Origin of the sequence: Mesorhizobium sp. ESP-6-2 (genome assembly GCF_020164675.1) — a bacterium.
In the GTDB taxonomy this organism is placed as follows: Bacteria; Pseudomonadota; Alphaproteobacteria; order Rhizobiales; family Rhizobiaceae; genus Mesorhizobium.
In genome coordinates, this window is record NZ_JAIUGT010000008.1 from 207,214 (window position 1) to 229,017 (window position 21,804).

The 21,804-nt window shown below is 63.5% G+C and carries 18 protein-coding genes; 12 read left to right on the forward strand and 6 right to left on the reverse strand.

Annotated elements, in window-relative coordinates:
• Positions 1–2: 2 nt before the first annotated feature.
• On the reverse strand, positions 3–959 hold the full coding sequence (locus LB532_RS21375) for an AraC family transcriptional regulator (RefSeq protein ID WP_140642538.1): 957 nt from the start codon (positions 957–959) through the stop codon (positions 3–5).
• Positions 960–1,219: 260 nt separating this feature from the next.
• On the opposite strand from LB532_RS21375, the gene LB532_RS21380 reads away from it, so the two are divergent.
• Positions 1,220–2,173: a DMT family transporter gene (locus LB532_RS21380; RefSeq protein WP_140642540.1), complete on the forward strand. Its 954-nt coding sequence runs from the start codon at positions 1,220–1,222 to the stop codon at positions 2,171–2,173.
• 77 nt (positions 2,174–2,250) lie between these two features.
• Here LB532_RS21380 and LB532_RS21385 read toward each other — a convergent pair whose 3' ends face one another.
• A complete protein-coding gene (locus tag LB532_RS21385) occupies positions 2,251–3,795 on the reverse strand; it encodes an alpha/beta hydrolase (RefSeq protein WP_224557179.1) in 1,545 nt (514 codons plus the stop codon).
• A gap of 220 nt (positions 3,796–4,015) precedes the next feature.
• Here LB532_RS21385 and LB532_RS21390 point away from each other — a divergent pair, with 220 nt between their 5' ends.
• On the forward strand, positions 4,016–4,807 hold the full coding sequence (locus tag LB532_RS21390; protein ID WP_140642541.1) for a class I SAM-dependent methyltransferase: 792 nt from the start codon (positions 4,016–4,018) through the stop codon (positions 4,805–4,807).
• A 70-nt stretch (positions 4,808–4,877) separates the two neighbouring features.
• Here LB532_RS21390 and LB532_RS21395 read toward each other — a convergent pair whose 3' ends face one another.
• Positions 4,878–5,972, reverse strand: coding sequence for an ROK family transcriptional regulator (locus LB532_RS21395; RefSeq protein ID WP_140642543.1), 1,095 nt, complete (start codon positions 5,970–5,972; stop codon positions 4,878–4,880).
• A gap of 57 nt (positions 5,973–6,029) precedes the next feature.
• Positions 6,030–6,680 carry an SGNH/GDSL hydrolase family protein gene (locus LB532_RS21400; protein WP_140642545.1) on the reverse strand — a complete coding sequence of 217 codons (651 nt, stop codon included), beginning with the start codon at positions 6,678–6,680 and terminating at the stop codon, positions 6,030–6,032.
• Positions 6,681–7,034: 354 nt separating this feature from the next.
• Here LB532_RS21400 and LB532_RS21405 point away from each other — a divergent pair, with 354 nt between their 5' ends.
• The 5 genes from LB532_RS21405 to LB532_RS21425 all read left to right on the forward strand — a co-directional run bounded on the left by LB532_RS21405 (position 7,035) and on the right by LB532_RS21425 (position 12,362).
• The gene (locus tag LB532_RS21405; protein WP_411908889.1) at positions 7,035–8,081 is read left to right on the forward strand and encodes a substrate-binding domain-containing protein; all 1,047 of its coding nucleotides are present in this window, start codon (positions 7,035–7,037) and stop codon (positions 8,079–8,081) included.
• Positions 8,082–8,149: 68 nt separating this feature from the next.
• On the forward strand, positions 8,150–9,661 hold the full coding sequence (locus LB532_RS21410) for a sugar ABC transporter ATP-binding protein (protein WP_140642549.1): 1,512 nt from the start codon (positions 8,150–8,152) through the stop codon (positions 9,659–9,661).
• A 9-nt stretch (positions 9,662–9,670) separates the two neighbouring features.
• Positions 9,671–10,633: an ABC transporter permease gene (locus tag LB532_RS21415; RefSeq protein WP_140642551.1), complete on the forward strand. Its 963-nt coding sequence runs from the start codon at positions 9,671–9,673 to the stop codon at positions 10,631–10,633.
• A 3-nt stretch (positions 10,634–10,636) separates the two neighbouring features.
• Positions 10,637–11,590, forward strand: a complete 954-nt coding sequence (locus LB532_RS21420) for an ABC transporter permease (protein ID WP_140642553.1) — start codon at positions 10,637–10,639, stop codon at positions 11,588–11,590.
• 88 nt (positions 11,591–11,678) lie between these two features.
• Positions 11,679–12,362 (forward strand): SGNH/GDSL hydrolase family protein, encoded by a 684-nt coding sequence (locus tag LB532_RS21425; protein ID WP_140642555.1) that lies wholly within the window; start codon positions 11,679–11,681, stop codon positions 12,360–12,362.
• Between the two features lie 227 nt (positions 12,363–12,589).
• On the opposite strand, the gene LB532_RS21430 is transcribed toward LB532_RS21425, so the two are convergent.
• Positions 12,590–13,498, reverse strand: a complete 909-nt coding sequence (locus LB532_RS21430; RefSeq protein WP_140642556.1) for a hydrogen peroxide-inducible genes activator — start codon at positions 13,496–13,498, stop codon at positions 12,590–12,592.
• A 124-nt stretch (positions 13,499–13,622) separates the two neighbouring features.
• On the opposite strand from LB532_RS21430, the gene katG reads away from it, so the two are divergent.
• Positions 13,623–15,821 carry a catalase/peroxidase HPI gene (gene katG / locus LB532_RS21435; protein WP_224557148.1) on the forward strand — a complete coding sequence of 733 codons (2,199 nt, stop codon included), beginning with the start codon at positions 13,623–13,625 and terminating at the stop codon, positions 15,819–15,821.
• Between the two features lie 76 nt (positions 15,822–15,897).
• Here the strand turns inward: katG and LB532_RS21440 are convergent, their stop codons facing one another.
• Positions 15,898–16,575 (reverse strand): MIP family channel protein, encoded by a 678-nt coding sequence (locus tag LB532_RS21440; protein ID WP_140642560.1) that lies wholly within the window; start codon positions 16,573–16,575, stop codon positions 15,898–15,900.
• A gap of 319 nt (positions 16,576–16,894) precedes the next feature.
• Between LB532_RS21440 and LB532_RS21445 the strand changes: the two genes are divergently transcribed.
• From LB532_RS21445 to guaA, 4 genes are all read left to right on the forward strand, one after another.
• Positions 16,895–18,184, forward strand: coding sequence for an RsmB/NOP family class I SAM-dependent RNA methyltransferase (locus LB532_RS21445; RefSeq protein ID WP_140642562.1), 1,290 nt, complete (start codon positions 16,895–16,897; stop codon positions 18,182–18,184).
• A 128-nt stretch (positions 18,185–18,312) separates the two neighbouring features.
• On the forward strand, positions 18,313–18,771 hold the full coding sequence (locus LB532_RS21450; RefSeq protein ID WP_027146613.1) for a PaaI family thioesterase: 459 nt from the start codon (positions 18,313–18,315) through the stop codon (positions 18,769–18,771).
• A gap of 135 nt (positions 18,772–18,906) precedes the next feature.
• Positions 18,907–19,575: a 5'-methylthioadenosine/S-adenosylhomocysteine nucleosidase gene (locus LB532_RS21455; RefSeq protein ID WP_140642564.1), complete on the forward strand. Its 669-nt coding sequence runs from the start codon at positions 18,907–18,909 to the stop codon at positions 19,573–19,575.
• 55 nt (positions 19,576–19,630) lie between these two features.
• Complete coding sequence (gene guaA, locus LB532_RS21460; protein WP_140642566.1) at positions 19,631–21,193, forward strand: glutamine-hydrolyzing GMP synthase; 1,563 nt, start codon at positions 19,631–19,633, stop codon at positions 21,191–21,193.
• Positions 21,194–21,804: the final 611 nt, after the last annotated feature.

Genomic DNA, 21,804 nt, shown 5'->3' on the forward strand with positions numbered 1-21,804 from the left:
TCTTACTCGCCCTTGTGCGCCAGTCGCCGCCACTCCCCCGGCGTCATCCCCATCCTTTCGGCGAAGACGCGCCGGAATGCCGAGACGGATTGATACCCGACGGTCTCGGCCACGGCCTCGGTGCTGATCGCCGGCTTCTTCAACTCGTTGGCGGCCAGACTCACGCGGAGATCGGTCAACAAATCCAGGGCGGAGCGACCCAGCTTGTCCTGGAACTGGCGGATGAACGTAGCGCGCGACATCCCGCACAAATCGGCCAGATCGGGCAGTTTCCAGGGCCGTGCCGCATCGGCGAACATCGCGGAAATGGCTGGAGCAAGCCGTGGATTGCCGGCCAGGGCCAACAAGCCTTCGGGAGCTTTCCCGGATTGGCTGGCCGCACGCAGCACCAGTGTGAACAGGGCCGAAGAAAGCGCGTTGAGAATGGCGCGTCCTCCGGCTCTGTCACCGGCGGACTCCATTCGCATCAGCATCACCAGGCCGGCCAGTTGGCTGGAGGCGGAGCCGATGCCGTTTTCTTCATCGCCGTCCATCGACCGCGCCACCAGATCCGCAGGCAGGTAGTTGCGGACCAGCCGATCATGGGGCGGCGCGATAAAAAATCGCCCACACAGCAGATCCAGTTGCTCGCCCTGGCCATCATTCTCGCTCAGCATCCATCCGGCAGCCCCTCGGCGTTGCTGGGTAGGGATTGGTGTTTGCCCGCTGCCGTCGTGCAATACATGCGCCGCGCCGTGAGGCAGCAGCACAATATCTCCGCTCACCAGCTCCTTTGCTGCCCTCGTGTCCGGGTCCTCCAAAATGGCCCGGCCCTTGACTATGACATGGTAGGGAATTTCGTTGGCGGCAGCCTTGCTCCAGGCAATGCGCCACGGCGCACCGTAGGCGCAGCGCACCTCGAGCTGGCCGGTAACGGTAATGATTTGCAAGAGATGGCTGAGCCAGTCCACTTCAGACATTGGACCTCGAAAACCGAAAATGGTGAAACATCTTATCGCAATTGTGCACTGGTTCCATCTGTCGCTCACATTTCCAAACCCGGCTCCGCTCGCGCCTGGTTCGCGAGCGAGCCACCGAGCGCCCCACGATCTGAACAGGGCCTGTATCAGGCGCGTGGTCGAGTGCAGATTCCTTTCGCCTTTCAAAACGGATGCATGACCCAATCGCGCAGGCTATATTGCTCCCATCGGGCCGACGTCATCGAAGGGGAGGGCATGACATGCAGGCAATGCCGATAGCGCATCACGTCGCGCAATCCGAGGTCGTGCCCTCCGTGACCGGCTATCCGGCCGCCGTCCTGTGCTGGCTGCTTTCGGCTGGCGTCTATATCGCGGCCAAATGGGTGGCGCCTGAAATGCCGCCCTGGGGCCTCTGCTTCTGGCGGCTGACGCTTGCCTGCGCCATCCTGCTGCCGATCGTGCACCGTCACCACGACGCGATGATCGGGCTGTTGCGAACGCGCGCCGTGGAGGTCGTCGCGGTGGGGGCGATCGGCCTCACCCTATGTCAGGGTATGATCTACCATGGCCTCAACGACACCGACGCCACCACGGCTGGCATCATCATGGCGCTGTCGCCTGTCATGACGATGGTGCTCGCCCGTTTCGTGCTTGGCGAGCCGCTCGGGCTGTGGAAGTCGCTAGGCGCGCTGGTTGCACTCGCCGGGATGATTTTCATCGTTGCCCACGGGAACCTGACGGCGCTGCTGCAACTCAAGTTCAACGCCGGCGAGCTCTGGATCGTCGGCAGCGCGTTCTGCTGGGGCCTGTACACCGTGCTTTTGCGGCGTGCCAAATTCGGCATCGAACTCCTGCCGATGGTCGTGCTGCTGCTCGGCGCCGGTGCCCTTGTCGCCTTGCCGTTCCATGTCTGGGAATTGTTCAACGACGAACGCTCCGCCATGGACGTCCACAGCATTCTCGCGCTCGCCTATCTGGCCGGTCCGGGCGGCGCCTTGATGTACTATTTCTACAACAAAAGCGTGGAAACGCTCGGCGCGAGCCGAGCGAGCATGCTGCTCTACCTGCAGACGGTGTTCGTCGCCGTGCTAGCCTATCTGCTGCTCGGCGAGGGCTTGCACGATTACGATCTGGTCGGCGCGGCCTTCATCGTCACCGGCATCGTACTCGCCACCGTGGTCAAACCCAGGCCAGCTCAACCACGCGTGGCGTAGACAAATTGATGGCGGAGCCGTTTGCGCCTGGAGCCGCCCATGCGCGGAACTGACGGCGGCTGACGCCGCATCGCACATCAGCTGCTTCGTGCAAGCGCGCCGATGCTGTCGAGCAGCGGCTGTTGGTCGCCGACCCAAAACCAGTGGTCGTTACCGGCGACCTCGATGAACCGGGCGCCTGGGATTCCGGCTGCCAGAAGCCGCCCCGCTTCGACGCGCACGGCGCGGTCGCCGGACCGGTGCAGGACAACCGTCGGGGCCGAGACCCTTGCGAGCAGGGAACGGACATCGGTATCACGCAGCGCTTCGAGCAGGCCCGCGACCGCGCCGGGGCTGGAGGCCGCCCTGAGCAATCCCGCCCACCACGTCTCCGCCTGGCGGTCTCCGGAGAGGCCCGGGGCGAACGTCTCGATTTCCGCCGGGCCGCCCCAGCCGGCGATCAGCCGCTGCTTCCACAGATCGTATTGCGCGGCGGTCAGGGCGAAGGGATAGTCCGACGCGCGGCTGCCTTTCGCGAGCGAACCCCACAGAACAAGGCCGATAAGCCGATCGGGATGATCGATAGCAAAACGGACACAACCAGGCCCGCCCTCCGACGCGCCGATGAGCAAGGCCCGGCGGCTGCCGGCCGCATTCATGACCGCCAAGATGTCCTGCGCTGTCGTTTCGACGGTGGGGCGCACGCCGACGCGGTCGGAAAGTCCCATGCCGCGCCGGTCGAACAGGATCAGGCGACCCATGCGCGAAATCGCTGATATCCAGGCACGGCAGCGACTGTCTTCCCAGATACGCTCGACATGCGAAATGAAGCCGGGAACAAGCACGATGTCCGTTGGTCCGCTGCCGACGGTCTGGTACGCGAGATGGATGCCGTCCACTTCGACATAGCGCGTCCTCGGCACATCCAAAGTGACATCTTGAGTTGGCTCCCGCACCAGGGCAAGCGTGGCCGGGTCCGGCCCTACGCCGAGTTCGTCTCGTAACAGCCGGACACAGCTTTCGATCTGGCGCTCGGCTGCCGCCCTGTCTCCGGCCGCCAGGTGGGCACGGATCAGGTGACGGTGCGCACTTTCGCTCAAGGGGTCGAGTGCCGCCAGGCGCGTCGCATGCACGACGGCACTGCGTGGCTCGCCGCCGGCGATCTTCGCTTCGATGGTACGCTCCAGCGCCTGCACCAACCGGCTACGCAAGGCTTCGCGCCTGAAAAAGACCCATTCGTCGAATTCCGGACAATCCGGGAGTGAGAAGCCGCCGAGATAATCGCCCCTATAGATGTCGGACGCCTCGTCGAGAGGGCCGACGTTGCAGGCATGCTCGAAAACCTTGGAGTCGAGCTCGACGGCAAGCGCCGGGTGCAGGCTGAGGGATGCGCCCGCGGCGGCGATGACCTCCGTGCCGAACGCGACGCGGATTTTATGCAACGTGCGCCGGAGGCGCGCTCGTGCGGCCTCTTCGTCGGTTTCGGGCCACAGAAGCGTGGCGGCGACTTCGCGCGCCACGGGCCCACCGGCCTCGGCGAGATAGATGAGAAGCGCGGCCGCCTTGCGCAAGGCGAGCTCCACCCGCCGCCCGTTCAGGCGGAACTCCGGAAACCCCAGAAGTCGGAACTCCAATCGCTCCATCGACCTGCACGCGCCGCCCTGGGATATTGAGAGGACGTTCAGGGGACGCCGGCCTTCTATCCATCCCCCACGACGTCGGGCCGATCGGGCCCGATCAGGAGACTCCTTGGAGCGAGAAATGTCACCGGTCAATACTCTCACCCGCCATTGCACGTCCGAGGCCATTGCCGGGGGTGGCGTCCCCATCGGCGTCAAGAACGCAGGGCAAGGAGGCTGAGACATGTGCCAATCCTGTCTCTCCTGGTACGCACGCTGCATTGCCCCCTATCTCGTCCATGCCGGCTGTTCGGCAAACGTGTTCGCGCGTATGCGAAGGCGCATGATCCCGCGGGCGCAGGGAATTGTCGTCGAAGTCGGCTTCGGGTCCGGCCTGAACCTTCCCTATTACGACGCCGCAAGGGTGGAGCGGCTGGTCGGCATCGATCCCGACGGCACGATGCTCGGCCTGGCCGAACCGAAGATTCGTTCGCTGCCGTTCGACGTCGACTGCATCCGGGCCAGCGGCGAAAGGCTGCCCTTGATCGATGGCCTCGCCGACACGGTCGTCGTCACCTATGCCTTCTGCACCATTCCCGACCCTGACGCGGCGTTGACCGAAATCCGGCGCATCCTGAAGCCCATGGGCCGGCTGATCTTCATCGAGCACGGCCAGGCCGAGGGGCCGCGCGGCCGCAGATGGCAGGAGCGGCTGAACAAGCCGTGGGGACGGCTCGCCGGCGGCTGTCATCTCAACCGCCAACCGCTGCACTTGATCCGCGCGGCGGGCTTCCGCATCGTTGAAGAGGAACGCGGGCGGTTCCCGCTGCCCTTCTGGCAATTGGGAAGCCACTACGCCGGCGTCGCGGTGCCCCGACAGGCGGCCGAGTCGTTGCCGCAGGCCAGATCGTGCATTACAAGGTCCCACGCACATCCGATTCCGCGCGGAATTGCCGATGACGGTCGCCGGCATCCCGTTCCTGATGCGCGAGGCCACAGAAGATGGCATGGGGACAGCTTCTCGCATCGGAGTTAGCCGACATTCAAACGGGGTGCATCCACGTCTCAGATGGGGCTTTGCAACCCTTCTGTTCTTAGCGTTCCGATCATTGAATCATAAACCGCGAGCTGAACGGCAGGCTGGCCGCGCCGACGGCTTTCGGGCTGATGGTCACCCGCGCCGGCAACGCTTGGACAGCGGCAAATTCCCGGCCGATATCGGCGCACAAGGCCCTGGCGATTTTCTGCGGCGCATAGCTGGACAGGAGGACCGTCCTGAACTCGACAAACTGGGTCAGCGCCGAGATCGATGCTTTCAGGCGGTTTGAGCATTCCCCCAGCCATTCGGTGTAGGCCTCTCCAAGATCAGGCCACTCAGGGCTGCTGCTCCAGATGATTTCGGACGAGCGTCCGCGCATGGCCAGTTCGCTTTCCAGGCGCATGAGGCCATGATCGAAGCTGGCGCTGGAGTTTCCCTTATAGATCTGGTGGTTGAGGATGAGCCTGCTCTGCAGCCTAGCCCCTAGATAGAAGAACAAATAGTCGTTCAGCGGCTTTGCGACGCCGAACATGCTCTCGCCGCCTGCCGCCGCGGTGATGTCGTTCTGCACGAAGACCGGCAGCTTGGTCTGCTCTTCGATCTCGCTTTGCAATGCCTTCAGGGATGTGCTCGATCCGTTGCGGGTTGCAGCCATGGCGTCGACCTCATCGGGAACGGCCAGGCCGATACCCGCGACCCGGCTGCGCGCCTCGACCGGCAGGCTCGTCATGGCTTGCCTGATCGTCGCAAGCAAATCGCTGCTTTGCGGAAACGGATTGGCTTCATCCGCGGGCAACTGCGTGTGGAAGCGCACAGTGCCGATGAAGTCGATGAGCGCGATGTCGATCCTGCGCCGGCTGAAGCCGACGCCGACCGCGTAGGCGCCTTCCGGATTGAGTGAAAGCGGGATGGTGGGGGGGCCGACACGGCCGCGCTGCGCCTCGCCCTGCGAGACCAGGCCTTCCTGTTCGAGGGAGCGGACGATGACCGAGGCCGTCTGCGCCGACAGACCGGTCTTCTCGCCGATTTCCATCCGCGATATGCCCTCGTTCTGAAGCAGCAGCGACAGCACCAGACGCTCGTTGTAGCTGCGCACGCTCAACGCGTTCAGCCCGCTCGCACGATCGGCGATGCGCAAGGGATTGGGTGGTGCGAATCTCATGTCAGGCAAGGGTCGCCCCATCGGTAAGAGCGCATTGCCTGGCGGCGGTATGGTTGCTCATGTCGAGCGGCTCCAGCCGATCGCATCGACCGCGCGGGCGAGTGCGGTGCCAAGCAGTCTGTGCGCTTCGGCATCGATGTGAAATCCGTCCGCTTCGCTGCAGGACACCACCGAGCCGGCATCGAAAAAGTGCAGTTCGAGCGAATCCGCCAGCACCTCGAACTCGAGCGCCAGCAGCCGCGATTTCTCCGGTGCGCCGGCGAAGATAGACTTCCATTCCTTGACGTCGTCCTGCATCGGCGGCGGTGCGACGATCATGATTTCGGGTGTGGTGCCGCCCGGACCGGGCGCCAGTTCCTTGATGTCGTAGACAAGGCAGCCGATGCCCATAGCCACTTCCGACGGCGGTTTGTTGAAGCGGATCTTGAGGTCATTGGTGCCGAGCATGATGATGACGAGGTCGAGCGTCGCATGGCTCTGCAGACAGGGGCGAAGATAGGTTCTGCCGTTCTTGTGTGCCCCCTCGATCGGATCGTCGTGGACGGTGGTTCGACCGCTCAATCCTTCCTCGATGACATACCAGTCGGGGCCTAGCTGAGCGCGCAGTATCCCCGGCCAGCGCTCAGCCGGACCATAACGCTCGAGCGGCCCCTTGCCGGGGATCTGGCCGTGTGTATTGGAGTCGCCGTAGCACAAGACTGATCGCATGATTTTCCCGCCGGGACTGATCGCGCGCCGGTGCAGGACGAGCGCTCTTCATGATGAATAGCGGAGGGGCGAAAGGCAAGCAAAGGAATAGTCATTCAACATGACTAACTATTGACAGGTCAAATCCACTGTGCTTCTAAAGTGCCCGGAGGAGTTCTCGACCGTCATCAACGTCCAGCGGGAATTGGGCCTCGACACACATGTGTTCGGGGGCGGGAAAATTGCGTGCATAGGTCGGTCGCGACGGCAAGCATGCATCGGGAGAGCGTCTCGCGGCCCGTGCGCGTCCGTACGGCCGGAGCAACCACAAGGAGGAGTTCAATGTTAGGATTGCTGAAAACCGTCGGGCTGGGGATGCTCGTTGTATCAGCGCTTGCCGTAACGTCCCTGGCGCACGCGGAAGATGTCAAGCTGATGGACGGCGTCGCCCCGCGTCCCGACGACACGCGCATGATCGAGGCCGGCGCATTCAAGAAGGACCCCCCCTGGGTCATCGGAATGAGCGACTTCGGCGTCAACGCCAACACCTGGACCGTGCAGGTCGCGCATGAGGCGGAAAATGCCGCGGCAAAGGACAAGCGCATCTCGAAGTTCATCCTGCTCGATGCCGGCTTCGATCAGAAGAAGCAGGTAGCCGATATCGAGGATCTGATCGCCCAGCATGTCGACGCGATCATCGTTCAGCCGGTGACCAGCACGTCGGCCAACGCCAGCATCGCCAAGGCGGTCGCCGCCGGCATCCCCGTCATCCTTCACACCGGCCGCATCGATTCCGATGCCTATACCACCGAAATCCAAGGGGGAGCCGAGCACTTCGGCAAGGTAATGGGCGACTGGCTGGTGAAGACCGTTGGCGACAACGGCAAGATCTGGGTCTTGCGTGGCCTTGCCGGCCACCCGGAAGACACCAACCGCTACAACGGGCTGCTGGAATCACTCAAGGGCACGCATGTGCAGATCATCGCCGAGGAGCATGGCGACTGGCAGTACGACAAGGCCAAGAAGCTGTGCGAGACCCTCTATCTGAACAATCCGCAGGTCGACGGCATCTGGTCGTCCGGCGCCGACATGACGCGCGCCTGCGTCGATGTCTTCAAGCAGTTCGGCACGCCGATCCCGCCGATTTCGGGCGAGGGCAACAATGGCTATTTCGGCCAGTGGATCACGGACGGATTCAAGTCGATCTCTCCGGAATACAGCCCGGCCCAGGGTGCTGCCGGCGTGCGCGCCGCTGTAGCCCTGCTCGAGGGCAAGCAACTCCACAAGCGCTATGTCTACAACCCTGATGGCTGGGACAAGGACAAGGCCGCGAAATACTATCGCGACGACCTGACGGCCAATGTCTGGTGGCCGAGCGAACTCCCCGAAGACAAGCTCAAGGAATATTACGGCAAGAAGTGACACGCCGTGGCCGGCGGGGAGTGGACAAGCGTCCCCGCGGGCCCTTCCAGTGGTGAAGCGAGGGTTTCGTGGCCAATCTTATCGAGATGTCGCACATTTCGAAGGCATTCGGGGGGAGCAAGGCGCTCCACTCCGTTTCCCTCGATCTGAAGGCCGGCGCCGTTCACGCCCTGATGGGCGAGAACGGCGCCGGAAAATCGACCTTGATGAAGATCCTGGCGGGCGTGTATCAGCCCGATTCCGGCGAGATCTTCATGAATGGGGAAAAGCTCGATCTGAAGTCACCGCGCGCCGCGCTCGATGCCGGCATCTCGACCGTTTTCCAGGAACACTCGCTGCTGCCCAATCTGTCGATCGCCGAGAACATGTTTCTCGGCCGGGAGCCGACGAACCGGTTCGGCTCGATCGACTATTCCGTGATGAACAGCCGAACCGCCAAGGCACTCGGCGAACTCGGTCTCACGCTAGACCCCTCGCAACTCGTTTCCAACCTGACCATTGCCGAGCGGCAATTCGTCGAGATCGCGCATTGCATCCAGGCCGACGCCGGCGTGCTTATTCTCGACGAGCCGACAGCGGCGCTCAACGCGGCCGATGTCGATATGCTCAACCGCAACATCCGTCGTCTGCGCGATAGGGGAAAGGCAATCGTCTACATTTCGCATCGCATGGAGGAAATCTTCGAGCTGTGCGACACTGTGACGGTGCTGAAGGACGGCGCACTGGTCGGCACCAGGACGGTATCCGAGATCACCACAGACGAACTCATCGCCATGATGGTCGGGCGCGAACTCCAGGACCTGTTCCCAGATCGCACGGGCGAGAGGGGCGGCGAAATCCTGCGCGTCGAGAATCTCAGGATCACCGAGACATCGCAGCCTCTGTCGCTGACGTTGCACAAGGGCGAGATCGTCGCCCTCGCCGGGCTTGAGGGACAGGGCCAGCAGCGCTTCCTGCGCTCACTCATCGGCCGCTACCATCCTTCTGCCGGGACGATTTCCATCAACGGCAAAACGCTCGACATGCCGCTCTCGACATCATCAGGCGTTCGCCATTTGCAGCAGCTGAAGGTCGGTTTCGTCCCCGAGGACCGCAAGGAGGAGGGGCTCTTTCTCGCTTTGCCGATCGCCCACAACATCGCCATCGGATTGCATTCGAGGCGACGCGAACTTGCGCCGGCGCGGCCCTATCGAAGCGTCATCGCCCGCATGATGGATGTCATGAACATAAAGGCGACAGGGCCGTCCGCTCCGGTCGGTTCGCTGTCGGGCGGCAATCAGCAAAAAGTGCTGCTCGGCCGCTACCTCGCCGCGGATCTCGATCTTCTCTTGGTGGAAGAGCCGACCCGTGGCGTCGACATCGGCTCCAAGTCCGAGATCTACCATCTGCTGCGCGATTTCACCCGCAAGGGTGGCGCGGTGCTGGTGCTCTCGCGCGAGACGATCGAGCTGATCGGGCTGTGCGACCGCATCTATGTCGTCCACCACGACACAATCGTGGCCGAAATGCCGGCAGCACAGGCGACGGAGCACAAGATCCTCGACGCGGCCCTGACGGGTGGCTCGGCGCGCCGGCACTAGGGGCCCTCCATGTATCGTAGCGTGTCCAACATCGTGAGTGGCCGGAACACACGGCAGGGCCAATGGGGTCTGCCATTGTTGGTTGCCTTGCTCATTTCGCTGTGGCTGTCGGTTCAGACGGCGCAGTTCGCAACGGCCGAAAACCTTTTCAACCTGGTTGCGCAGGCGATGCCGCTGGTCATCGCGGCGGTGGGACAACTCGTCGTCGTGCTCGTCGGCGGGCTCGATCTGTCGGTCGGCTCGGTCATCAGTCTCACGACGGCGGTGCTGGCGCTCGACCAGCCGGCGATCGTGCTGATCCCGGCGGTCTTCGTGCTGGCCGCATTCATCGGGCTGATCAACGGCCTGGCGATCACCCGTTTCAACGTCCATCCAATCATCGCCACGCTATCGACGCAGTACATTGTCCTTGGCATCACGCGCATCTTGCGTCCCGTCTCCGGCGGCACCGTTCCGGAGATCGTCATTGCTGCCGTCTCAGGCAGTTTCCTCGGTATTCCTTATCCGGTCTTTTGGGGAATCGTCGTGATGCTGTTGGCCTGGAAGCTGCTCTACGGATCGCGGTACGGCCTGCATCTGTTTGCGATCGGCGGCGGTATCGCGTCGGGGGCCGAAAGCGCCGCCCGCAATTTCGGCGTCTCCGATCGCCGCAACATCATCCTCGCCTATGTGGTCTGCTCCTGTTTCGCGGCCGTTGCCGGTGTCTTCCTGGCCGGGCGCATCGTGTCGGGTGATCCAAATGTCGGGTTGCTTTTCGAACTCGACACGGTCACCGCCGTCGCACTTGGCGGCACCCAGCTTTCAGGAGGAATCGGCAGCCTGCACGGCACGGTGATCGGCGCGCTTGTGATGGCACTGCTGGCCAATGGCATGAATCTCGCCAACGTCTCGCCCTTTGTCCAGACGGCGATCAAGGGCGGCATCCTCTTGGCCGTGGTCGGGCTGCAATCCCGTAAAAAGATGGGGCTCTGAGCGATGACTGCCGTTCTCGCAAACCCGATCGCCCGGCGTCTGCTTCGCATACCGCCGTCCTACTTTGTCTTCCTCGTGCTTCTGGCCACGCTGTGGATCGCACGGCCGAACATGCTCAACCTCAACATCATGGGCATCTTCATCAGGCAGATCGTTCCGCTTGGCATTCTCGTGCTGGGGCAGCTCGTCGTCATGCGCGTGAAGTCGATCGACCTCTCCGGCGGCGGCATCATCCTGCTGATCAACTATTTCATCTCGTCGGGCAGTTTCCCGGGCGCGTCGCTGCCCTTCTTCGTCGTACTGGCGCTCGCCACGGGCCTCGTCATTGGCCTGTTCAACGGCTTCATGATAGGCATCCGGCGGGTGTCGGCCGTCATCGTCACGCTGGCCGTCAGCATCATCCTGGTCGGACTGGTGCAGTTCCTGTCGAGCGGCAATCCACCCGGCGATGTGCCGAAACTGTTCAACGATCTCTACAACACGAAGTTCCTGTCGGTTCCGACGCCGGTGCTGTTCTGGATCATGCTGACCGCCACGGTGTGGCTGCTTCTGTCGCAGACCGTATTTGGCCGCTACGTGGCCTCGGTTGGCGAGAATGCCGAAGCCGCTCATTTTTCCGGCGTGCCCGTCCAGCGCACGGTTATCCTGGCGCATACGCTCGCCGGCCTGATCGCGGCGATCGCGGCTCTGGTGCAGACCGGTTCGATCGCCGTCGGCAGCGTGCGCGTCGGTCTCGACCTGCCGATCCTGGCAGTCGCGGCAACGATCCTTGGCGGCGTCGCCTTCGGTCGCGGCGACGGCGGCGTCTGGGGGCCTTTCTTCGGCTCCCTGTGCTTCGCGCTTTTGTTCGTTGTGATGACGGTGCTCGGCATCGACGAACCCGGCAAGCTCATCGCCCAGGGCGTCATCATCCTCGGTGCGGCGATCTTCTACGGAGTGCGCGTGCGAACCTCCTGAATCGAAACAAGGCAAGCCGGCGCCGGCGTTAGGGCTGGATCGATAGATCTGCACGTTCAGACAACTGCAAACAGATGGAGAAACATGGATGTCACCGCCAAAAAACATCATGTGCTACGGCGACTCGCTGACCTGGGGCTGGGTTCCGGTCAAGGAAGGGTCGCCGACCTACCGCTACCCCTATGATCAGCGCTGGACGGGTGTTATGGCGGCGGCGCTGGGAGCGGGCTACCACATCATCGAAGAAGGTTTGAGCGCGCGCACGACCTGTCTCGACGATCCCAACGACCCGCGCCTCAACGGCGCCAATTACCTGCCCTCGGCCATCGCCAGCCATCTGCCGCTGGACCTCGTCATCGTTATGCTGGGCACCAATGATACGAAGTCCTATTTTCGTCGGACACCCTACGAGATCGCCAACGGAATGGCGAAATTGGTCGGGCAAATCCTGACGAGCGCCGGCGGCATCGGCACGCCTTATCCGGCTCCGAAAGCGCTGGTCATCGCGCCGCCGCCGCTGACCCCGATGCCGGATCCCTGGTTCGAGGGCATGTTCGGCGGCGGTCATGAAAAGTCCAGGGAGCTGGCCAGGCAGTATAAGGCGATGGCGGATTTCATGAAGATCGACTTCCTGAATGCCGGCGATTTCGTCACCACGGACGGTGTCGACGGCATCCATTTCACCGCTGGCAATAACGCCGATCTCGGGCGCGCGGTCGCCGACAAGGTCAAGTCTGTTCTTGAGCCAAGCCGCGCCAGCACTGCCGCCTGAAGTCGCCACGCGCGCCGGCTTGCGCAACAGGCCGGTTCGCAGGCGTGTCGCATTCTTCCTGTATACCATTATGGACCCAACGATGAGCTCGGTCCGGAATTCTGCCCAACACGTTCCGTGGCACTTGACCACTTGCTTTTATGAAGACGATCTATCCACTCAAGCCGTTCAACAAGCGCACATTCGAGGTTTGCCTGGGCCGATAGTAAGCTTGGGCTCCTCCTGCTTCACGCCGCCTGCACCGCCGCTCCCAACCCTCGTATGATCTTCGCCAGCTCCATGCACTCATTGTGCAAGGTGCTGTTGCGCCGCCAGGCAAAGCAGATCGTGCGCTGCGGCATGGGTTCCTGGAACGGCACGATCTTGAGATCGGGGATAGTGCCGGCGGGTCCCGCGGCCATTTCGGGGATCAGCGTCACACCGAGCCCGTGCGCCACCATCTGCAAGAGCGTGGTCAGGCTGGTGGCGCCGTAGCTTGCCATCGCCACCGGCCGCACATTGCCGCAGACAGCCAACGCCTGTTCGCGCAGGCAATGGCCTTCCTCCAGCAGCATCAGCCTTTCCAGTGCCGGGCTTTCAGGCGGCACCGGTGGCGAGGCGAAAGCCGGATCGCCTGACGGCACGGCCAGGAAAAACCGGTCGGGGAACAAAGCCTCGGTCATCAGGCCGGGATGGTCGAGCGGAAGCGCGGCGATGAAGGCATCGAGCTTTTGCGACGCGATGTCCTCGACGAGCGAGGCGGTCACCGCCTCGCGCAGTTCGAGCAGCAAGTCCGGGAAATGCATTTTCAGCTCGGGCAGCGCACGCGGCAAAAGATAGGGCGCGACGGTCGGAATGATGCCCAGCCGGAAGCGCCCTCCCATGGCAGGGCGGCCACGCCGGGCGATGGTCTCGACCTCGCGTATGTCGGAAAGGATGCGTTCGATGCGCGGCAAAAGGGCTGCCGCCTCGTCGGTCATGCGCACCGATTTGCCGCCGCGTTCGAACAGCCGACAGTTCAGCCGCTGCTCCATTTCCGCGATCTGCGAGGACAGCGCCGGCTGGCTCACGCCTGCAAGTTTCGCCGCACGCCCGAAATGCAGCGTCTGCGCAAGTGCGTCGAAATAATGCATCTGCCGGACGGTTAGGCCTATCATAAGAAAATCCTATTGAAATGAACAGGAAAGGCAATTTGTTTTTATCGGCAGGCTGGCCTAGTCTGGAATCATTCCAGGATGGCGGCGCTGGCTGCCCGGAACCTCGGCAAAATTGGAGTGCAAGATGGACGCGAAAACCGACGACAACAGCGCGGGCAAATGCCCTGTCGCGCATGGACCTGGTGCCAGGACCAACCGTGACTGGTGGCCCAACCAGCTGGACCTCGGCGTTCTCCACCAGCAGTCGAGCCTCTCCGACCCGATGGGCGAGGACTTCGACTATGCCAAGGAATTCGCGAGCCTCGATCTCGACGCGGTGATCAAGGACCTGCACCATGTCATGACGGATTCGCAGGATTGGTGGCCGGCCGACTTCGGCCATTACGGGCCGCTGTTCATTCGCATGGCCTGGCACAGCGCTGGCACCTACCGCATCGGTGACGGCCGCGGCGGCGCCGGCGCCGGCCAGCAGCGTTTCGCACCGCTCAACAGCTGGCCTGACAACGCCAATCTTGACAAGGCGCGCCGCCTGCTGTGGCCGGTCAAGCAGAAATATGGCCGCAAGATCTCCTGGGCCGACCTGCTGATCCTCACCGGCAATGTCGCCCTGGAATCGATGGGCTTCAAGACCTTCGGCTTCGCCGGCGGCCGCGCCGACGTCTGGGAACCCGAGCAGGACGTCGATTGGGGATCGGAAACCAAATGGCTCGACGACGAGCGCTACTCCGGCGACCGCGAACTTCGCGGCCATCTCGGCGCCGTGCAGATGGGCCTGATCTACGTCAATCCGGAAGGCCCGAACGGCAAGCCTGATCCGCTTGCCTCGGCACGCGACATCAGGGAAACCTTCGGCCGCATGGCGATGAATGACGAGGAGACGGTGGCACTGATCGCCGGCGGCCACACCTTCGGCAAAACCCACGGCGCCGGCGATGCCTCGCTGGTTGGCGCCGAGCCGGAAGGCGCCGGCATCGAGGCGCAGGGCCTCGGCTGGTCGAGCAAGCACGCGTCGGGCATTGCCGGCGATGCCATCACTTCGGGGCTCGAGGTCACCTGGACCACGACGCCGACCAAATGGAGCAACAACTTCTTCGACAACCTGTTCAACTACGAATGGGAATTGACGAAAAGCCCGGCCGGCGCCCATCAGTGGACGCCTAGGGGCGGCGCCGGTGCCGGCACGGTGCCGGACGCGCATGATCCCTCCAAGCGCCGCGCGCCGGCCATGCTGACCACCGATCTCGCGCTGCGGGTCGATCCGGCTTACGAGAAGATCTCGCGGCGGTTCCACCAGAATCCGGATCAGTTCGCCGACGCCTTCGCCCGCGCCTGGTTCAAGCTCACCCATCGCGATATGGGCCCGGTCGTGCGTTACCTTGGCCCGCTCGTGCCGAAGGAAGAGCTGATCTGGCAGGATCCGATCCCGGCCGTCGACCATGAACTGGTCAGCGAACAGGATATCGCATCGCTGAAGGCCAAGATCCTGGCCTCGGGTCTGTCGGTTTCCGAACTGGTCTCGACCGCCTGGGCTTCGGCCTCGACTTTCAGGGGTTCCGACAAGCGCGGCGGCGCCAACGGTGCCCGCATCCGGCTGGCGCCGCAGAGGGACTGGGACGTCAACCAGCCTGCTGAATTGGCCAAGGTGCTTGCCACGCTCGAATCCATCCAGAAGGCGTTCAACGCGGCACAGACCGGCGGGAAAAAGATCTCGCTGGCCGATCTGATCGTGCTCGGCGGCGTCGCCGCGGTCGAGAAGGCGGCAAAGGATGGCGGAAACGAGGTGAAGGTGCCGTTCACGCCGGGCCGCATGGATGCCTCGCAGGAACAGACCGATGTCGCCTCCTTTGCCGCACTCGAGCCGAAGGTCGACGGCTTCCGCAACTATGTCCGGGGCCCGCAGCCGATGTCGGTCGAGGCGATGCTGGTCGACCGGGCACAGTTGCTGACGCTGACCGCGCCGGAGATGACGGTGCTGGTCGGCGGCCTGCGGGTGCTCGGCGCCAATACCGGCAAGTCCAGGCACGGCGTGTTCACCGACAGGCCGGGCACGCTGACGAACGACTTCTTCGTCAACCTGCTCAGCATGAACACGGTCTGGGATCCGGCCGCCGGTTCGGATGAGGTCTACGAAGCGCGAGACCGCAAGACCAGGGCGGTCAAGTGGACCGGTACCCGCGCCGACCTTATCTTCGGCTCGCATGCGCAATTGCGTGCGCTGTCGGAGGTGTACGGGTCCGCGGATGCCGGGCAGAAATTCGCCAGGGATTTCGTTGCGGCGTGGACCAAGGTGATGAACGCCGACCGCTTCGATATCGCCGCCTGATCCAGGCGGATTTTTCCACCCGACAAAAAAGGCGCGAGGCTCGGCCCCGCGCCTTTTCTTGTTCAGGCTTTCGAAATCAGTCCTTTTCGAAGACGCGCGCCTTGGCGACGACGCCGGCAACGGCGCCGCCGATCAGCGGCGCGACGATGAACAGCCAGAGCTGGCTGATCGCGGCGCCGCCCGAGAACAGCGCCGGCCCAATGGAACGAGCCGGATTGACCGATGTGCCGGTCACCGGGATCATGGCGAAGTGGATACCCGCCAGCGTCAGGCCGATGACCAGTCCGGCGAAGGCCGTCGCATGCCTTTCCGCGGTAACGCCGAGGATCACGGTGACAAAGGTGAAGGTGCCGATCAGTTCCCACAGGAACGCGGAAGAGACACCCCATTTCGTCTCGTCCCAGCCATTGGCGCCGAAGCCGCCAGTGTGCCCCCCGGCCTGGCCGGAGACGATGATCCACAGCGCCAGCGATGCCAGGATGGCGCCGATGATCTGTGCGATCCAGTAGGGGATGACGTCCTTGGCCGGCAACCGGCCGGCAAGGAAAACGCCGAGTGTCACAGCCGGGTTGAGATGCGCCCCCGAAATGGGGCCGATCGCGTAGGCGGCCGCGATAAGGCCGATGCCGAAGGCCAGCCCGATGCCTTCCTGCCCCAGCGGCAGCGCGCCGCCGAAGCCGCCCGTCACCACCGACGCGGTACCGATGAACACCAACAGAAATGTGCCTAGAACTTCCGCCAGATAAGTCTTCATTACCCTCTCCTCGTGACGATCCGCCGGTCCACGCTTTCCGCGCCGCGAATCATGGCGGCAAGAGTATTCTCAACCGAAAAACTTGGAAAGCTGAGCTGTCGCATCCCTACCGTGCTTGCAGCCGCCAGTTAAGAACATTAGAGAGCTTGCATCTATTGACGATCTGCTGTTGACCGCACCGGAAGATTTACTGCTCGGGCGGTTTTCGCCGATCGCCCGACAGGTTGCCTGTCGTCGCGAGACGGGGCGGGGTTCAATCTCACCGTGAAAGGCTCTAAGAGCAGGCCGAGATGATGCGCGCGATTTGGTGGACTGAAGAATGCGACTAGGCGGACGGCTGGCTGCGGCCATCGAAGTGCTGGAAGACATTGGCCGACGTCATCGGCCGGTGGCCGATGCGCTGAAGGACTGGGGCCTGTCGCACCGCTTTGCCGGCGGCGGCGATCGCGCGGCGATCGGCAACATCGTCTACGATGCGCTGCGCCGCAAGCGCTCGGCAGGCTGGCTGCTGGGCGAGGATACGCCGCGCGCCATCGGCTTCGGCGCCCTGTTGCTCGAATGGGGCCAGACCGCGCGCTCGCTCAACGAAGCGCTCGACGGCGACAAGTTCGCGCCGCCGCTGCTGACGCCCACGGAACTCCAGGCAACCGAAGAGCGGCGGGTTGCCGACGCGCCGCCCGCGGTGCGCGCCGACATACCGGATTGGTGCGAGCCGCTTTTGCAACGCGCCTTTGGCGGGGCCTGGGTGGAGGAGGGCGCGGCACTCGCCACCCGCCCGCCGCTCGACATCCGCGTCAACACCTTGCAGGCCGATCGGGCCAAAGTGCTGGCGGAACTTGCCGAAACCGGCGCCAAGGCAGCCCAAATCGCCCCCCAAGGCATCCGCATTCCGCCGATCGGCGGCGACGGCAGGCACCCCAACCTGCAGGCCGAGCCGGCTTTCCAGAAGGGCTGGTTCGAAGTCCAGGACGAGGGATCGCAAATCGCCGCCGCTCTTGCCGGCGCCGAGCCTGGAATGCAGGTGCTCGATTTCTGCGCCGGCGCCGGCGGCAAGACGCTGGCGCTGTCGGCGGCGATGGGCAATACGGGTCAGGTCTTCGCCCATGATGCCGAAAAGGCGCGGCTGGCGCCGATCTTCGACCGCATCCGCCGCTCGGAAAACCGCAACGTGCAGATCGTCACCAGGCCGGCGGAACTGTCGCCGCTCACCGGCCATATGGATCTCGTTCTGGTCGACGCGCCTTGCACCGGCAGCGGCACGTGGCGGCGGCGCCCGGATGCCAAATGGCGGCTGACGCAAAGGCAGCTCGACGCCCGCAAGGGCGAGCAGATGGCGATCCTCGATACCGCCAGCAGCTTCGTGAGGCCGGGGGGCCTGCTGGTCTACGTCACCTGTTCGGTGTTCGACGAGGAGAATGGCGAACAGGTCGCCGCGTTTTGCCAGCGCAATGGCGGTTTTGCCCCGGTCGATCATCGCCGGCTCTGGGACAGCCGTTTTCCCGGCCATGAAACCGCGATGCGGCTTGGCGCTTTGGGCGGCATCTGCCTGTCGCCGGCGCTGAGCGGCACCGACGGTTTCTACGTCTGCGCGCTGCGCAGGGCTGCCTGAATGAAGCGAAAAGCGAAGCCGTCCTGCGCGCCCTCGGGGTCAAATTGCTGCAGTGCAGCATCGGATGATTGCTTGCCGGTCACGCCTCTGCAATAAGCTTTTCGGCAAAGGTGAAAGCAGCGACGGCCATGGCAGCAAAGATCGTACCCGCTCCGGACTATGAGGACCGCGTCAGGGCGTCCTTCGCGCGCCAGCAGGCGATGGCGACCATCGGCGCTGAATTGACGCTGGTGACGCCCGGCATCATCGAAATCGAGATGCCTTATTCGGCCGCACTCACCCAGCAGCACGGTTTCCTGCATGCCGGCGTCATCTCGACCGCGCTGGACTCGGCCTGCGGCTATGCGGCCTTCTCGCTGATGCCGGAGAATTCCGGCGTGCTGACCATCGAGTTCAAGGTCAATCTGCTGGCGCCGGGCAGGGGCGAGCGCTTCCTGTTCCGCGGTTCGGTGACCAAGCCCGGCCGCACCATCATCGTCGCCGACGGCCAGGCCTATGCCTTCGCCGCCGACGGCGAAGCCAAGTTGATCGCCACCATGACCGGCACCATGATGACGATGGTGGGCCGCGACGGGATTGCTGGGTGAGTGGCAGGTTCGCCGCAGGCGAATTCATCGTGCCAGTGGCACGATGAAAGGTCACGAACGCCGGGAGCCGCCGCAGGCAGCGGGTCCCGGCGGGCAGGCGGTGAAGTCTGCAGGACAGGGAGGGAGTAGATCATCATGACCGACAAAGTGTCGCGCCTGTCCGGCAAGGATGTCCTCTTCGTCATGGCGGCGCAGGCCGAATACGGGCCGCACTTGCAGCGGCTGTTCACCCCGCTGATGACCGGCGTCGGCCCGGTCGAGGCAGCCGTCCGGCTTGGCGCCGAATTGTCCTGGCTGAAGTCGCAAGAGGCGCTGCCGGACCTCGTCGTATCGCTCGGCTCCGCCGGCAGCCGGACCTTGGAGCAGACGGAGATCTATCAGGCCATCTCGGTCAGCTATCGTGACATCGACGCTTCGCCGCTTGGCTTCGAGAAAGGCGCGACGCCGTTCCTCGACCTGCCGATTACGGTGCCGCTGCCGTTGCGCATCCCTGACGTCAAGGAGGCGACGCTGTCGACCGGCGGTGCGATCATCACCGGCGCGGCCTTTGATGCAATTGCCGCCGACATGGTCGACATGGAGACCTTCGCCTGCCTGCGTGCCTGCCAGCTGTTCGACGTGCCCCTGATTGGGCTGCGCGGCATTTCCGACGGCGCTGCTGATCTCAGGCATGTCGGCGACTGGACCGAATATCTGCACGTCATCGACGAAAAGCTGGCGGATGCCGTCATGCGTCTCGAACAGGCGATCGGATCGGGCTTGCTTCGGAAGGGTTCTCCTGGTGACGTGGCAGGACCGGTCTGAAAGTCAGGCTTCGCAACCCATTGCGCCGACTCGTTTCTTTCTCTAAACGCTCGCCATGAAAACAGCCAATCAACCCGACACCGTCCTGATTGTCGATTTCGGCAGCCAGTTCACCCAGCTCATCGCCCGCCGCATCCGCGAAGCCGGCGTGTTTTCCGAGATCGTGCCGTTCCAGTCGGCCGAGGCGGCATTCAAGCGCATCAATCCAAAAGCCGTGATCCTGTCCGGCGGTCCGGCCTCGACCACGGATATCGGCAGCCCGCGGGCGCCGCAGATCGTCTTCGACGCCGGCGTGCCGGTGCTCGGCATCTGCTATGGCCAGATGGCCATGTGCGTACAGATGGGCGGCGTCGCCGAAAGCTCCAACCATCGCGAATTCGGCCGCGCCTTCGTCGAGATCGAGAAGGAAAGTCCGCTATTCGACGGCCTGTGGGCGATCGGCCAGCGCCACCAGGTGTGGATGAGCCATGGCGACCGCGTCATCTCCTTGCCCAAGGGGTTCGAGGTATTCGGCAAGTCGGAAGGCTCGCCCTTCGCCATCTTCGGCAATGTCGAGCGCAGGATGTATGGCATCATGTTCCATCCGGAAGTGGTGCATACGCCCGACGGCGCCCGGCTGCTCAGGAATTTCGTCCACAACATCGCCGGCATCGAGGGCGACTGGACGATGCGCGCCTACCGCGAGCACGCGGTCGAGGCGATCCGCAAGCAGGTCGGCAAGGGCAAGGTCATCTGCGCGCTCTCGGGCGGGGTCGACTCCTCGGTCGCCGCGCTGCTCATCCACGAGGCCGTCGGCGATCAGCTCACTTGCATCCTCGTCGACCATGGCCTGATGCGCAAGGACGAGGCCGCCGGCGTCGTTGCGATGTTCCGCGAGCATTACAATTTGCCGCTCATTCTGGTGAACGCGTCGGATCGCTTCATCGGTGCGCTCGAAGGCGAGGCGGACCCCGAGAAGAAACGCAAGACCATTGGCCGCCTGTTCATCGAGGTGTTCGAGGAAGAGGCCAAGAAACTCGGTGGCGCCGATTTCCTGGCGCAAGGCACGCTCTATCCCGACGTCATCGAAAGCGTCTCCTTCACCGGCGGACCGTCGGTGACGATCAAGTCGCACCACAATGTCGGCGGCCTGCCCGAGCGCATGAACATGAAGCTGGTCGAGCCGCTGCGCGAACTGTTCAAGGACGAGGTCCGCGCGCTGGGCAAGGAACTCGGCCTGCCCGAAAGTTTCATCGGCCGCCACCCGTTCCCGGGGCCGGGGCTCGCCATCCGCTGCCCCGGCGGCATCACGCGCGAGAAGCTGGAGATCCTGCGCGAGGCCGACGCCATCTATCTCGACGAGATCCGCAAGGCGGGGCTGTACGACGCCATCTGGCAGGCCTTCGCCGTGCTCTTGCCCGTGCAGACGGTTGGCGTCATGGGCGACGGCCGCACCTACGAATTCGTCTGCGCGCTGCGCGCCGTCACCTCGGTCGACGGCATGACGGCAGATTTCTATCACTACGACATGGCCTTCCTGGGCGCCGCCGCCACCCGCATCATCAACGAAGTCCGCGGCATCAACCGCGTGGTCTATGATGTGACGTCGAAGCCGCCGGGGACAATCGAGTGGGAGTAGAGGGGCGTATTAAAGGTTGGTCTGGGGTAGTATGGCACACCGTCGGCAATCTGGTCGAAGTAATAGTCATCGATAGCCTTTGCATTACACGTTTCAGATTTTCGGCCGTGTGATCAGGTCAATAGCCGGATGGCGCCACTGAGAACGGAGGCGAGCTTGCCGAGAGGTCCATTACTGGCAAATCAATGCCTCGTGATGTCACAATGGGAGGGAGAGAGGGGTAATCGGCGGCCATAGCGTAGCGTCTTTTCGTTGCGGCCGTCTAGCTGCCAGCCATTGTACTCTCACTTCCTAGGGGTGCGTGACCTACCTCTCCAAATTCGCAATCTGACCTGCGTCCATCCTCCGGCGGGTGAGGCGAAGCGCCCCCGGCCGCTGAAGATCGTCACCTTCGGTTGAGCCCTTTGCATCGGCCTCCAGGGATGCGAATCGTCACCGCTAATCATCATAGGTTCCCTCCGTCCAACTGGCGTGCCGCCACCTGACGGGGCCGGAAAAGATCTGGCGCCGCAAACTCAAGACCGCCGTCTCTGCCGGGGCGAAGGGTGCGACGGGCCTTTGTCAGGAAACGACGCACGGCTGTCCCGATTCGTAGGATCGTGTTCGTGGTC